The following is a 13,847-nucleotide window of genomic DNA, read 5'->3' as shown; positions in this document are numbered from 1 at the left end:
TCGACCGATACGCGCCATATCCGTTCTCCTTGCAGATGACGAATCTTCTGCCCGTTGCGACCTTATGTAAAGCTATTTGCGGGACAGAATACTAGGTCGATCTATAATAAAGCCCGAGTTTGTTGCTGCAGGCAAATCCACCACGCCGATAAAATTCCGACACCGCACCCTCGCGCTGTGAGATGAGCCAGACGCTACTGCATCCCTCAGCCTTCGCAGTTTCAACGATCGCCAAAAGGAGCGCAGTCCCTAATCTGCCGCCCTGAGCTTCCGGCAGCACCGAAAGCTCATCAAGGTGAATTACCAGACCGTCATGACGCCGCTGCCGCACACCCAGGGCGATCCCTACCACCTTGCCTCCGTCAACCGCCGCAAGCGCAATCGACCTAGGCGTTTCAAGCACATAGCTCACATTCTCAACGGCAGCTTCATGTGACCATTTCTCATTCCACGGAAGCTGGGCGTAGGCACATACTATGACATGAACAGCGCCCTTGAGATGGTTTGCATTTATACGTTCGATCTGAAATGCCATGTCTCGCCTCATCGTGAGCGGCACGATTGGCGAGCGCAACGACATCATCAAGACCATGCACCGGGCACTTGAAGATCACGGCCTCACCGACGAACGTGGCGCTTCCCAGTATGTCACCCACGGCAAGTCTATCTCCGAACCCATCGTCGGTCGTGTGCTGGCCAAGGGTCTTGCGGGCGACGAGATGAGCGACCGGCTGCACCTGGTCATCGACGGTGTGGACGGGCGCACCCATTATGTCGAAAAGGGAGACATCGACAAACTGGACGAGATCAAAGGAGGCGACATCGTCTCGCTCGATCCGATCCCGGCAAATTCCGAACCGCGCGCATCCGATCGCAACATCCGGGATATGAGAGATGAGGCAGGCATCTACCGGCCGAGCGAGCATCTCGAGCGGGCAAGAGCAAAAATAGAAAAGATCGGCGGCGATCCTGATGCGTTCGTCCGTTCCCATGTCCGGCGCCTCGAAGCACTCCGCCGCGCTGGCCATGTCCAGCGTATCGATGCCGATCACTGGAAGATACCGGACGACCTGCCGGAACGTGGCATGGCCTACGACACTGGAGGCCGGGACAAGGATTTTGACGTGCGCACGCTCTCCACGTTCGACCTGAACCGCCAGGTCGGCAGCGACGGAGCGACATGGCTCGACCGGGAGCTTGCCTCACGCGATAGGACGCCGCTTTCCGAGACGGGGTTTGGCCGGGAGGTGAGCGAGGCATTGGACCGCCGCAGGCAGAGCCTTGTCGATCAGGGCCATGCCATACGTCTCGACGATGGCCGCATCCGCGCGCCAAAGGACCTGTTGGAGCGACTGGAGCGCACCGAGCGCGGCCTCGCCTTCACCCGCAGTGGTGTCGGCGAATATGTCGGTGGCAAGCTTGCAGGCTCCGTCAACCTCGCCTCCGGCCGCTTCGCCATGATCGACGATGGTCTCGGCTTCCAGCTCGTGCCCTGGCAACCGGTTCTCGAAAAGCGCATTGGCCAGCACATCACCGGCGTCGTGCGCGAAACCGGCGGCATCGAATGGGGCTTCGGGAGGAGGAGGGGTTTGGGATTGTGAAGAACGTGGTTTCATGTCGCAACAGGTGGTTAGCGGAAGCTCAAGGTCAACGTGTGGGATGGGAGCAGTGCGCTGTAAGCGGTCGTTGGTTCTGAGCGGCTTTTCGGGCCAAAGTCATCTCGCCGCCGTAATGACGAAATGCCGGCACATTACGCCGATGCAAATCCGACAGTGGAATTGACCGAGGGTTGATCTTGCGCCGTGGCATATGAGTTTACGCCACCCACGCAGTTATTGCTGGAACATAAAACCAACCATTGTGGCTTACTCCGCTGCCGTATTTATGACGTGGGGGGCGGAATATAATCTACTTTTGATTGAAAAGTGTGACAATGCCAGCGGGGCCTTATATCATGACCAATGACGGCGAATTATCTTCGCGTTCCGCCGTGGATATGACGCCTAAGAAGCTATTTTAAAGAACTCATATCCCTATACCAAATTTTTGCCTATTTCACGGACTGTTCAGATCAGATAATGAGTTCTTGTCGACTATCAGTGATCTTGTCTTCCGCGCAGCGCAAGCCGGAATCGCCGCCTGCTTTTCGGTTGCGCTCGTGGCGATCAAGGAAACATCCGCCGACCATGAAGGCGCAAGCAGAATGGGATATGCAGCGATGGCGTGGGCAATCGCGCCGATGCTCGGCCCGACCTTTGGCGGAGCCGTGGATGAGCTGTTTGGCTGGCGAATGATCTTCGTCGTTCTCGCGCTCCTTGGCTTAGTCGTCCTGTTTCTTTCGATGCGGGAGCTGAAAGAAACTGCGTCGCTGTCGTCCAGACCGACCGGGACATATCTCAGCGCGTACGGACAACTTTTAGGCTCGATCCGCTTTTGGGCCTACGTCCTTTGCATGGGGTTCTCGATCGGAACGCTGTACATATTCCTGGCTGGCGCGCCTATCGCCATTGGCGGACCAAGCGCAATGCTCGGTCTCTATATGGGCATGGTTCCCGCAGGCTTCATCTGCGGAAGCTACCTGACTGGCCGCATCGGGTCCAAGATACCACGTGGCGCGCTCTTGATATCGGCTCGCCTCCTGACTTGCGCCGGCTTGTCGGTTGGCCTCATTCTGGCGATAATGGGCGTTACGCACGCGCTCGCATTCTTTGGCCCCTGCATGTTGATCGGTATCGGCAACGGCTTGACCATGCCTGCCGCAAACATAGGCGCGATGTCGGTGCGCGAGGGTCTTGCCGGCACTGCCGCCGGGGACTCGCCGCCGCCATGTCGATTGCCGCCGGCGCGGTGATCGTGTCGGCCGCAGGTCTGTTTCTGGACGGGGCGGACGCGGTCGAGACGCTTTTAATCGTGATGCTCGGTGCGGCGCGCTGCTTTCATTGTTGACCGCGATATTTGCCGCTGTCACCGAGCGGCGCTCCAGTCTAGGTGTATAGCAACGCTCGAATGGTCATCGATCTCGAAGAGGAAACGACGATGACCCACAAAAATGCCACCTTGGCGGTGAGCGCCGTGGTCTTTGATGAAGACACGAGCTTCCTGCTAGTCCTGTGAGCTCATCCGCCTGACAAGGGGGCGCTGGACATTCCCCGGCCGCCGCATGGAACCCGGGGAGACCCTGGAACAAGCCTTCGTACGTGAAGTCGCTGAAGAGACAGGATCGGTTGTCCGCGCTGTGCAGGAGTTGGGGCAACTTAATGTGCTGGACGGCGACGGCGGCATCTATGAAATTCATGATTTCCTTGCCGAGAGGATCGGCGGCGAGGCGATCGCTGGCGACGATGCCGCGGACCTTGGCTGGTTCGCCAAGCAGCAGCTTCGGAACCTTGTTCTTACACCGGACTTGCTGCTCTATCTGAGGCGATATGGCGTCTCTCCTTAGCGCTCGCCTTGCTACAAGCCCGTGCATGACGATCTACCGCCAATGCCCAATTCCAGTGTTGCCTTCGCACTCCTGCAACCTTGGATTTCGAGCGGGAATGGAGCCGATAGCGAGCCTGCGCCGGCAATGCCGATATGCATGGCTATTGTCCTGTCTTATCTAAAAAATGGGAGGCTTGGCCGCTAGGCTTCCTGTATGAAGTGTCCTGGTGAAATTTCCCGATAGGATCGCTTCGGCGGTACGTAGCCAACCGGGCGCACCGGGCTTTTGATCTCGTCGTCGGATATGTTGCGTTTCATGCCGCGCCGCAACGGATCGGGGACCGGAACCGCGGCCATCAGCTTTTTCGTATAGGGGTGTTGCGGATTTTCGAAGACGGCGATGCGCGGGCCGATCTCGACGATCTCGCCAAGATACATGACGGCGACGCGATGGCTCACCCGTTCCACCACAGCCATGTCGTGGGAGATGAAGAGGAAGGCGAAGTTCAGGCTCTGTTGGAGGTCGAGGAGCAGGTTGCAGACCTGCGCCTTGATCGAGACGTCGAGCGCGGAGACCGCTTCGTCGGCAACGATGACCTTGGGATCCAGCATGAGCGCGCGCGCGATCGCGATGCGCTGACGCTGGCCGCCAGAGAACTCATGGGGAAAGCGCTCCATCATGTCGGCCGAAAGTCCGACCGTCTCAAGCAGGGCGACCGCCTTGTCACGCGCCTGGGCCTTGGTTCCGAGACTATGCAGAATGAAGGGTTCCAGCACGGCCGAGCCGATGCTCATGCGCGGATTGAGGGAGGCATAGGGGTCCTGGAAGACCATCTGGATCGAGCGGCGCATCTTGCGCAGCGTCCTCTGGTCGATCTTCATGACGTCGTAGCCGTCGACGGTCACCTTGCCGCTGGTCGGGGTCACGAGGCGGGTGATCGAGCGCCCGGTCGTCGATTTGCCGCAACCCGATTCACCGACAAGCGAAAGCGTCTCGCCCTCGAAGAGATCGAAGGACACGTTCTCAACCGCATGGACGGCGCCGCTCTTGCGACCGAACAGGCCGGAACGAATGTCGAAGCGAGTCGTCAAATCCTTCACCTCGAGGATCGGCTTCTTGGTTCTGGCAACCGTGTCTGCCACATCGATGAGCGGCTGTGTTTCGCCGGTCTTCACATCGACAATCGGGAAGCGGAGAGGCAGCCTGCTTTCCGCCATTGAGCCGAGCTTGGGCACGGCCAAGATGAGCGCGCGCGTATAGGGGTGCTTTCCCCGATGAAAGATGTCGTCGGTGTCGCCGGTTTCGACGGCATCACCCCGGAACATGACGATCGTCCGGTCGGCGACTTCCGCGACCACGCCCATGTCGTGGGTGATGAAGAGGACAGACATGTCCTCCTCCTCCTGCAGCGTCTTTATGAGATCCAGGATCTGTCCCTGGATCGTCACGTCGAGCGCGGTCGTCGGCTCGTCAGCGATCAGGAGCTTGGGGCGTGAGGCAAGCGCCATAGCGATCATGACGCGCTGGCGCATGCCGCCCGAGAACTGGTGGGGATATTCGTCGAAGCGGCCCTTGGCATTCGGAATGCGTACCTTGTCGAGAAGCCGGAGGACTTCCGCCTTCGCCTCTTCCCGGGAAAGGGCGCCATGGACGGTCAGAACCTCGGCAATCTGTTCGCCGATCGGGAAGATCGGATTGAGCGACGTCATCGGCTCCTGGAAGATCATAGAGATCTCGTTGCCGCGCACCTGCCGCATCTCCTCTTCCGAAAGCGAAAGCAGGTTTCTGCCGGAAAGATTGACTTCTCCTTCGATGCGGCTGGATCTCTCGGCGAGAAGCCGCATGATGGAAAGCGAGGTGACCGACTTCCCGGAGCCGGACTCGCCCACGATCGCCACGGTTTCGCGCGGTGCCACGTCAAAGGACATGTTCCGGACGACCGTTTTCCAGTTGCCATTCGCCTTGAAGGCGGTCGTGAGATTGCGGACGGATAGAACGGGCGTCATCGAACAATCGACCGCATCAATATCGATAATGGATTGCAGCATGGAATTTTCCTCCCAGCATTGCGAAGGCATGGTTCTGGCGGGATGGTCTTGCGGCCCGTGATGATGTCATGATTGGCTCCTCGTCTTCGGATCGATCGCGTCGCGCAGCGCATCGCCAAGAATATTGAGCGCGAGAACGGTGAGCAGGATGGCGAGCGACGGGAAGACGACGAGCCACCAGGCGGTCAAGATGTTTTCGAAACCTTCGCGGATCATGCCGCCCCAGGTCGCCGTCGGCGGAAGAACGCCGAGCCCGATGAAGGCGAGCGAGGCTTCCGTTCGGATGGCCGAGGCCATCCAGAGCGATGCGACGACGACAATGTCGGAGAGGATGTTCGGAAGGATATGGACCCGCATGATCCGAAGCGGCGTGAAGCCGAGCGAACGTCCCGCTTCGACGAAATCCCGCCGCTTCATGGCGATTGTCGGCGCGCGGGCGACGCGGGCGAAGGGCGCGATCTCGGTAATCGCGATTGCAATGATGAGGTTCTCGAAGCTCGCCCCCAGCATGGCCGCGACCATCAGGCCGAGAAGCAGCGTGGGGAAGGACAGCATGACGTCGACGATCCCCATGACGATCTGGTCGAAGACGCCGCCGATATAGCCGGCGAGGATGCCGAGTGTGGAGCCCACAACCATGGCGATCAGGACGGAAAGAAAGCCGATCGAAAGCGAGATCCGCGCCCCGTAGAGCAGGCGCGAGAGAACGTCTCGGCCGTAGCTGTCCGTGCCGAGCCAGAACTCCGCCGAGGGCGGGCTCAGGCGTTGCAGGATGTTCTGCTTCAGGGGATCGTAGGGCGCCAGTGCTGGCGCGGCGATGGCCAGAAACAGGATGAGCGCGAGGAGGCCGATCCCGACCCAGGCGAACCGGTTTCGGGCGAGCGCCGAAAGGATGGGCCTTCCCTGCCGTACGCGCGGGCTCTGAGAGAGGACAACGTCGGTCATTAGGCGTAACTCACTCTGGGATCGACAAGGGCGTAGATGAGGTCGGTCGCGGTGTTCACCAGGATGACGAAGGTGGCGAAGACGACCATCAGGCCTTGCAGCATTGTGTAGTCGCGGGATTGCAGAGCGCCGAGGATCAGCTTGCCGAGGCCCGGACGGGTGAAGACGATCTCGGTCAGGACGGAGTTGCCGATAAGCGTGCCGAAATAGAGCCCGACGACCGTCACGATCGGGATGAGCGCGTTGCCGAGCGCGTGCCTGAGAATGAGGGTTCTCGGCTTCACGCCCTTGGCACGGGCGGTTCGGATATAGTCTTCACCGAGCACATCCAACATGGAGGAACGGGTCACGCGCGCAATATAGGCGGTCATGATGAGGCCGAGATTGAGTGCGGGCAGAACGAGATTGCGCAGGTGGCTGACTGGATCGTCCGAGGCGCGGCTCATGACAGGCAGCCATTGCAGCCAGACGGCGAAGGCGAGCAGCAAGAGGATTGCCGAGACGAAGCCGGGAAAGGAAAGGCCGACGAGGGACAGGAGGCGACTCGCATAGTCCGGCCACTGATTGCGCCGGCAGGCGGCGATCACGCCGAGCGGAATGCCGAAGAGCGTGCCGATAACCATGGCCGCGGCGGCGAGCTCGAGCGTGTAGGGCAGCACGAGCGCCACTTCCTCCAGCACGGTTCGCCCGCTCATCATGGAGCGCCCGAAGTTGCCGGTCGCGACGTCGGAGACGAAGTGGAGATATTGCACCGCGATCGGCTGATCGAGCCCCAGTTCCACTCTCAGCGCCTGCAGGGTTGCTCCGTCCGCGCGGTCGCCGAGCATGGCGACTGCGGCATCGCCCGGAACGAGGCGGACGAGGACGAAGACCATCGTCAGCATCGCGAGCAATGTCGGGATCGCCAGAAGAAGTCGTCTGATTACATAGCCGATCATGGGGTCATCCTTTCTGCTTTGACGCCGCTTGGCGCCGCGGCAGTTTCCAGATTGTGCAGGGAGGCCAGCTCGCCCAGGGTGACGGGCTTCAGAGGAGGACGAATGTTGAAGAAGGTCACGTCTTTTTGCGGCAGTCCATGCGTGTCGGCAATAAGTGCCTGCACCGAATAACCGCATTGGCGACCCTGGCACGGACCCATGCCGCAACGGGTTGCCGCCTTGACGGCATTGGCATCCGGAGCGCTCGATCGCGCGACCGCACGAATGGTTCCAGCCGTCACTTCCTCGCAGCGACAGACGATCGTCTGGTCCGCAATCCCGTTTCTCGGCGGTGGATAGAGCCTGTCGAGAAACGGGCGGAGGGCGAGCGCCCGCACCTGTTGCGCATCGAGACCCGTTTCCTTGCGCAGCGCGTCTATATCGCGTGAAATGCCGAGCCGTCGGGCAATGCCCAGGGCGGCGATCTTGCCCGATACGGTCGCAGAGACCCAACCGCCGATGCCGCCGGCATCGCCTGCGACGAAAAGGCCGGGACGGCTCGTTTCCCCCCATCGGTCGAGGCTCGGTGCGAGATAGCCCTGTTCCCCGTTCCACTCGTGGGAGCAGTCAAGCGCAAGCGTCTCGTGAATGCGCGGGATCACACCCTCATGGACGAGGAGAACGTCGGCCTTTACTCGCTCGCTTTTTCCCTGGGCGCGCCATTCGAGATATTTGAGCCTGTCGTCACCGCCCGCGCGAAGATCCTCGGAATTGCGCACCATCCTGACGCAGCGCCGGAGCGCGCGAAGCCAACGGATACCTTTGGCAAGGCCGGCGATGTCGCGCCATGCGCCAGGGAGTTTCGCGAGCGCAGCGAGGTTTAAGCCCGTCGACGTGTCGATGAACCCGGCGATGCGCCCTTTTAGCTGCAGGATTTGCGTCGCGTAGAGCAGGGGAAGAGGCCCCGCGCCGGCGATCCAGACATCGCCCTGGGGCAGCATGCCCCCCGATTTGAGCAGGATCTGCGCCGCGCCGACGGTCATCACGCCCGGCAGCGTCCAACCCGGGAACGGCACAGGACGCTCCTGCGCTCCCGTCGCCAGAAGAACGGCGCGGGCGGATATGCGGCGCGCCTCCTGTGCCGATGTCGCAAAGAGGGTCCATCCCTCCTCGATCTGCCATATCTGCGTCGAGGGGAAATAAGCGACGCCGGAGGTCCGGAACGCTCGGGCGAGCGCCTGGCCCTTCTTGTAGTCGGCCCCAAGAGCCTCGAAAACCTGACCGGACGTGTTGCGCTCCGTGCCGCGCCAGATCTGTCCGCCGGGCGAGGGCTGCTCGTCCGCCAAGGCGACCGAGAGCCCGAGCCGGTCCAGCTCGACGGCGGCGGACATGCCGGCCGGGCCTGCACCGATAATGACGACATCATACTGCATCATGCCATCTCCCGCGGACCGCGCTGACTCTCGATCCGCATGCCCGGCGTCACTGGAACCAGACAGCCCTGCGTAGACGCCATGCCGTCGACGATCGCCAGGCAATCGAAGCATACACCCATCTGGCAATAGGGGAGGCGCTCCTTGCCGCTCACGGGCGAAATGCGACCGGCATCCGGAACGCGAAGCAGGACGCTCGCAACCGTCTCACCCTGCCACGCGGGGGTCTCGACGCCATTGACCACGATCAGCATATCGGACGCCGTCGACGGCGTCTCAAGCACACTTCTGAACATCGAATCTTCCATTTGAAAATGGGGAAAGCTCCTGGGTGAGCCGGCCTTCGATCATGGCCGGTGCCACGATCGCGGCATGGGCGGCGGCGAGCGTTACGCCGGAATGGCAGGCGGCTGCGAACAGTCCGGGATAATCTGCGGACTCCGCGTAGATCGGCGCCCGGTCCGGGGGTATGACGCGCAGGCCGCCCCATTGCCTGACGAGGCGGACGGAGGCGAGTGCCGGAACGATGCGGGTCGCCCGGGATGCAAGCTTGGCTGCCGCCTCGACGGTGACATTGGTATCCGCCACCTTCTCGTGGGTCACACCGATCATGACGGTTCCCTCGGCGGTCTGACGGAGCCCGCTTGCCGGAAGCGGAAGGAGCGGTTCCAGCCGCTCAGTGACGAGAAGCTGGCCGCGTTCCGAGCGGAGCGGTATGGTAAGGCCGAGCTGATCGGTCAGGGCCGGCGTATTAAGCCCGGCTGCGACGATGACCTGATCCGCCTTCAGCCTGCCCTGAGCGGCCTCGACCTCGAAGCCGCTCGATCGGGGCGTGATCTTCCTCACGGGATTGCGATAGACGATGCGGCCGCCGAGCGTGAAGATCGCCCGATGCAGAGCGGCAAGCAGCTTCAACGGATTCGTTACACCGTCCATGCGACAGTAGCTCGCGCCGATGACGTCGGGCCCGAACGTGACGGCGGGCATAAGGCATTCGAGGTCGTCACGGCCGATCATCTCCGTATGGGCGGCGACAAGTTGATTATGCGTCCGGGCGACGAGAGCCGCCCGGTTGTTGTATTCGGTCTGGCTGAGACAGAAGGTGAGACCGCCGGTGCGCGCGTAGTCCAAACGTTCGTTGGCAAGATCGCCAAGCTCCTGCTGGAAGTCCGCCCAAAGGTCCGAGCTCTGCTGCGTCAGAACCGTATAAGCCGGTGTATCGGCACCTTTGCCCTGTACCCAGACTAAACCGAAATTGGCACGCGCGGCCCTGAGGTCCCGGTCGCTTCCGTCCAACACGGTGACACGACAGCCCTTTTTCAGGAGCCCATAGGCCATGGCCGCGCCAACGATACCGGCCCCAATAACAATTACGTCCGCATCCAACTCACTCTCCATCGGTTATTGCCACTTTCGTAAAGCAGGGGTAGAAAGTCAAAGTCGATTATTTGGCTGCGGTATTCGGAAAGGTTATAGAATGTCCAACCCCAGTCTCAGGCAGCTCGAAGCCCTCATGGCGGTTGTCGAAACCGGTACGGTCAGCCGCGCCGCAGAGGTTCTTCACATCTCTCAACCGGCCGCCAGCAAGCTCATCCAGGAGTTGGAGGCGGATACGGGGCTGCAACTCTTCGAGCGAGAAAGCGGCCGCCTTGTTCCGACCGGACGCGGTATGCGGCTCTATGAGGAGGTGGAGCGGGTTTTCGGCGGCGTCAACCAGCTTGCCCGCGCCGTCGACGCCATTCGGCGGGAGGAGCACGGACGGCTGGTCATCGGTGCACTGCCGGCGCTCTCGGGGCCCTTCCTCAGCCGGGCGCTTGCAGGCTTCCGTGCGCGCCACCCGGATGTCTTCATCTCGGTCGAGGCGCGAAGCTCGCAGTTTCTGACGGAGGCCGTCCTTCTGCGCAGGCTCGATGTGGCGATCGTGGTCAGCGGAGAGGAATATGGGTCCCTCCTAACCGATGTTCTGCGAAGCCCACCCGCGGTCGCCATCATGCCGCACGGCCATCGCTTGGCTTCGAAGCAGGAAATCGGTCCCAAGGATCTTGTCGGCGAACCGTTCGTCGCCTTCGCCCCGACGGGAATGATGCGCAGGACGGTCGAAGCCGCATTCGATGCGGAAGGTCTAAGGCCGAACGTGGTCATCGAGACAACGACGTCGCCGAACGTCGCCGAGTTCGTGGCGGCCGGTTTCGGCGTCACGGTTGCCGATCCGCTCGCCATGGAATTTGCCGCCGACCGTTTGGTCGCACGGCCGTTTCAGCCGGCAATCACCTTCGAATATCATATCATTCGCCCGGTGCGCGCGCGCAACAACAACCTCGTCGCAAAATTTGTCGAGGAGGTGCACATGGCGGCGCTCGGCCCGAAGATCGTTCCCGCGTAACCGAAACGAAAGAACCCCGCCTGGCCTTCATCAGGAATGATGGGGCAGGCTGGGGAGGAATTCCTTAGAGCCGTGCCAGAAAGGTGCGTAGCGTTTATTACGTCAGGAACTGCGGAGAAGCTCTAGTGCTTGAGCGTCGTCAGCTCGGTGATTGGGGGCGCGAGATTGAGCGATCCCTTCAGGTCGTAGCCGTAGTCCAGGCCCTTGTTGCGCACCCAGACGAGCATGAGGCTAAAGAGCGGCACGCCGCAGACCTGCTCGTGGATCTTCTTCTGCGCGGACGACCACAGCTTGGTGCGTTCCTCATCCGTCTTCGCCCGCCTTGCCGCTGTGATGTCGTCATCGGCCGCGTTGCAATGGGCGAAGTTCGTCACGGCCGTCGGCTTACCGATCGCGGCGTCTGAATGGTAGAATTGGCTGAGATAGCTGTCGGCCACCGGATAGCGCGCGGCGCCGTAGAAGACGACGTCGCTCAGATCCTGGCGCACCTGCTCCTGATAGGTCGGGTGATCGACGACCTTCATCTGAAGATCGATACCGGCTTCGGCGAGCATCGCCTGGATCACTTCCATGATCGGCTGCTGCGTCGAGTTGGACGAAACGACCGCCGACAGTTTCACGCCGTCGGCAAAGCCGGCATCCGCGAGAAGCTTCTTGGCGGCTTCCGGATCGTATTTGTAGGTCCAGCTGCAGTCCTCGCCCTGGTAGCCGACCGGAACGACGGAGCAGCCTTTCTTCGCCACCGTCTCGCCCGCGAATTGGAGGATGCCATCAACGTCGATCGCCTGGGCGACGGCCTCGCGGACCTTCAGATTGTCGAGGGGCGGATGGGTCGTATTCAGGAACACGGTTCGGTATTCCCCGGGAGCGAAGATATCGACCGTTGCGTTTTCCCAGAGCTTCGCCTGCTCCACCCAGCGCTGCTCGCGCTTGCCGTAGATGAGGTCCAGTTCGCCGGAGCGGAAGGCGAGCTCGCGGCTGGAATCCGAAGGGATGAATTCGAGGCGGATGCCATCGAGCTTCGGGGTCCCGCGGAAATAGTCCTTGAAGGCAGTCAGTTCCACCGCCTGCTGAGTGACGGCCTTCTCGAACTGGAAGGGACCCGTTCCGATCGGGTGGCTCTTGAAATCGTCTCCGAGCGCCTCGGCGGCTTTCTTGCTGACGATATTGCCGCCGTGATAATTGGCGATCAGGCCCAGGAAGGCCGGTACCGGCTCGCTCAGCGTGATCTTCACCGTGTTCGGATCCACTGCCTCGACGGATTTGACCGCTGCATAGTCGCTTGCGAAGGAGGACTTCTTCGGGTCCTTGGCGCGCGTGAGCGAGTAGACGACGTCATCTGCGGTCACCGTGCCGAAGTCGCCGTGGAACTTGACACCTTCGCGCAAATGAAAGGTCCATTCCAGGCCGTCCGGCGAGGTCTCCCATTTCTCTGCAATGTCGGGCTCGATATTCGCAGCGTTGGAGCTGCCGGGAACGAAACGGACGAGGCCGCTGAATATCCAGGAGACGAGCGACACGTCGGCAGTGGCCGTGGCACGAGCCGGGTCGAGCGTCGTGATGTCAGGGGCGTTGATGCCGACCCTTAGCGTTTCCGCCTGGGCTGTCTGGGGAAGTGCGGCGCCGAAGAAACAGAGTGCGGTCGCCACCAGTGTATGGATCATTATTTTCTTATGCATGTTCACCTCATTTTTATTGAGGCCGACATAAAGGCAGTTTTGTATATGTGTCAAAGTCGCAATTTTTCCTATACTATTCTCATAGGTTATACTTTCCGACGCACTGGCGTCCTGCGGCTGACGAGTGCGCCGCATCGCAACCGGTTATGATCGCCTTGCGGAAAACCATCTTTCCGTAGTCGCTCTCGCTTCAATAATCATCGCTTGGATATGAATGAGTCCCTAGCCTACTAGGGTGCCAATTCACGCACCATGGAGTTGATCGCCGCGCTGTCGCGCAGCAGGTCCAAGAAGTTTGATCGGGTAGCCATCCGGCAGGCTTTTTTCTTCACTGGAAGCGACAGGGAGGTAAGCGCGGTCGTGTGTGTCATAGCGCGCGATCTTCCAGTGCCGCATAAAAAGCCGCCGCCCGATGATTAATCGGAACGGCTAGTGCGCTCCGCTCTTTCATCAAAACCGCCGATTACAAGTATTTGCCGCTAATTGCGCTACTGCCCGTAGTTTTTGCTTCTCAAGAGGGACTTGTGGCCATTCTTTATTGGGTCGATCCACATAGGAGCGACCGAGATGACAGAAGAAACCGAAGAACGGCCGGACAATGCTCTTCCGGTGAATGACAACACCAACCCGGGCCGCGATGCAGACATTGCACCCTGGGAAAAAATCGACAGAGTTGTGCTGTCCCTTGCCAGCTTGATCGGCAGACGGATCGCCCGCGAGCACTTCGAGGCATTGCAGGCCGCAAACGACAATGTCTCCTCCGATAAGGTCGCCCGAAGTGATGAGGAATGAGCCGCTATGGAACCTGGCCCGCCTCGCCCGAACACATTGGACTGGAAAGATCGCCGAGGGCACATTCCCCGTCCAGATCAGGATCAGCGTCAACGGTGCGGGATGGAGGGAATCAATGACCACGGAATCGGGGGTCTGACGCACTCTCGATGAAGTTTGGGTCATGCCGCACCGATCAATCTGGCTTGCAGGAGGTCGATCTTTCCACGTCCATACATTTGGCGCT

The 13,847-nt window shown here is 60.7% G+C and carries 14 protein-coding genes; 5 read left to right on the top strand and 9 right to left on the bottom strand.

Going from position 1 to position 13,847, the window contains the following annotated elements:
• Positions 1-91: 91 nt before the first annotated feature.
• The gene (locus BM413_RS31900; RefSeq protein ID WP_091918854.1) at positions 92-535 is read right to left on the bottom strand and encodes a GNAT family N-acetyltransferase; all 444 of its coding nucleotides are present in this window, start codon (positions 533-535) and stop codon (positions 92-94) included.
• Between BM413_RS31900 and BM413_RS31895 the strand changes: the two genes are divergently transcribed.
• The 3 genes from BM413_RS31895 to BM413_RS31885 all read left to right on the top strand — a co-directional run bounded on the left by BM413_RS31895 (position 534) and on the right by BM413_RS31885 (position 3,442).
• A complete protein-coding gene (locus tag BM413_RS31895) occupies positions 534-1,601 on the top strand; it encodes a DUF3363 domain-containing protein (RefSeq protein ID WP_091918853.1) in 1,068 nt (355 codons plus the stop codon). The genes BM413_RS31900 and BM413_RS31895 overlap by 2 nt on opposite strands.
• Before the next feature lie 485 nt (positions 1,602-2,086).
• Positions 2,087-2,851 (top strand): MFS transporter, encoded by a 765-nt coding sequence (locus BM413_RS31890; RefSeq protein ID WP_348272960.1) that lies wholly within the window; start codon positions 2,087-2,089, stop codon positions 2,849-2,851.
• 267 nt (positions 2,852-3,118) lie between these two features.
• Positions 3,119-3,442 (top strand): NUDIX domain-containing protein, encoded by a 324-nt coding sequence (locus BM413_RS31885; protein ID WP_348272961.1) that lies wholly within the window; start codon positions 3,119-3,121, stop codon positions 3,440-3,442.
• Positions 3,443-3,624: 182 nt separating this feature from the next.
• On the opposite strand, the gene BM413_RS31880 is transcribed toward BM413_RS31885, so the two are convergent.
• The 6 genes from BM413_RS31880 to BM413_RS31855 form a co-directional block, all read right to left on the bottom strand.
• Positions 3,625-5,472: an ABC transporter ATP-binding protein gene (locus BM413_RS31880; protein WP_091918851.1), complete on the bottom strand. Its 1,848-nt coding sequence runs from the start codon at positions 5,470-5,472 to the stop codon at positions 3,625-3,627.
• A 66-nt stretch (positions 5,473-5,538) separates the two neighbouring features.
• Positions 5,539-6,417, bottom strand: coding sequence for an ABC transporter permease (locus tag BM413_RS31875; protein ID WP_091918850.1), 879 nt, complete (start codon positions 6,415-6,417; stop codon positions 5,539-5,541).
• Positions 6,417-7,355, bottom strand: coding sequence for an ABC transporter permease (locus BM413_RS31870; RefSeq protein WP_091918849.1), 939 nt, complete (start codon positions 7,353-7,355; stop codon positions 6,417-6,419). Before BM413_RS31870 ends, BM413_RS31875 begins: the two co-directional genes overlap by 1 nt.
• Entirely contained in the window at positions 7,352-8,767 is a 1,416-nt protein-coding gene (locus BM413_RS31865) for an FAD/NAD(P)-dependent oxidoreductase (protein WP_091918856.1), read from the bottom strand. The genes BM413_RS31870 and BM413_RS31865 overlap by 4 nt, the downstream gene beginning before the upstream one ends.
• Positions 8,767-9,063, bottom strand: coding sequence for a (2Fe-2S)-binding protein (locus BM413_RS31860; RefSeq protein WP_091918848.1), 297 nt, complete (start codon positions 9,061-9,063; stop codon positions 8,767-8,769). The genes BM413_RS31865 and BM413_RS31860 overlap by 1 nt, the downstream gene beginning before the upstream one ends.
• Positions 9,044-10,153 carry an NAD(P)/FAD-dependent oxidoreductase gene (locus BM413_RS31855; protein WP_091918847.1) on the bottom strand — a complete coding sequence of 370 codons (1,110 nt, stop codon included), beginning with the start codon at positions 10,151-10,153 and terminating at the stop codon, positions 9,044-9,046. Before BM413_RS31855 ends, BM413_RS31860 begins: the two co-directional genes overlap by 20 nt.
• Before the next feature lie 91 nt (positions 10,154-10,244).
• Here BM413_RS31855 and BM413_RS31850 point away from each other — a divergent pair, with 91 nt between their 5' ends.
• Positions 10,245-11,150, top strand: coding sequence for a LysR substrate-binding domain-containing protein (locus BM413_RS31850; protein ID WP_091918846.1), 906 nt, complete (start codon positions 10,245-10,247; stop codon positions 11,148-11,150).
• Between the two features lie 122 nt (positions 11,151-11,272).
• On the opposite strand, the gene BM413_RS31845 is transcribed toward BM413_RS31850, so the two are convergent.
• Entirely contained in the window at positions 11,273-12,829 is a 1,557-nt protein-coding gene (locus BM413_RS31845; protein WP_244538145.1) for an ABC transporter substrate-binding protein, read from the bottom strand.
• Positions 12,830-13,059: 230 nt separating this feature from the next.
• Complete coding sequence (locus BM413_RS33355; protein WP_175544529.1) at positions 13,060-13,200, bottom strand: hypothetical protein; 141 nt, start codon at positions 13,198-13,200, stop codon at positions 13,060-13,062.
• A 196-nt stretch (positions 13,201-13,396) separates the two neighbouring features.
• Between BM413_RS33355 and BM413_RS31840 the strand changes: the two genes are divergently transcribed.
• Positions 13,397-13,621, top strand: coding sequence for a hypothetical protein (locus BM413_RS31840; RefSeq protein ID WP_091918845.1), 225 nt, complete (start codon positions 13,397-13,399; stop codon positions 13,619-13,621).
• Positions 13,622-13,847: the final 226 nt, after the last annotated feature.

This window comes from Mesorhizobium sp. YR577, from assembly GCF_900116595.1.
Taxonomy (GTDB): Bacteria; Pseudomonadota; Alphaproteobacteria; order Rhizobiales; family Rhizobiaceae; genus Mesorhizobium_M.
This window is presented reverse-complemented; position numbering and strand designations above follow the sequence as displayed.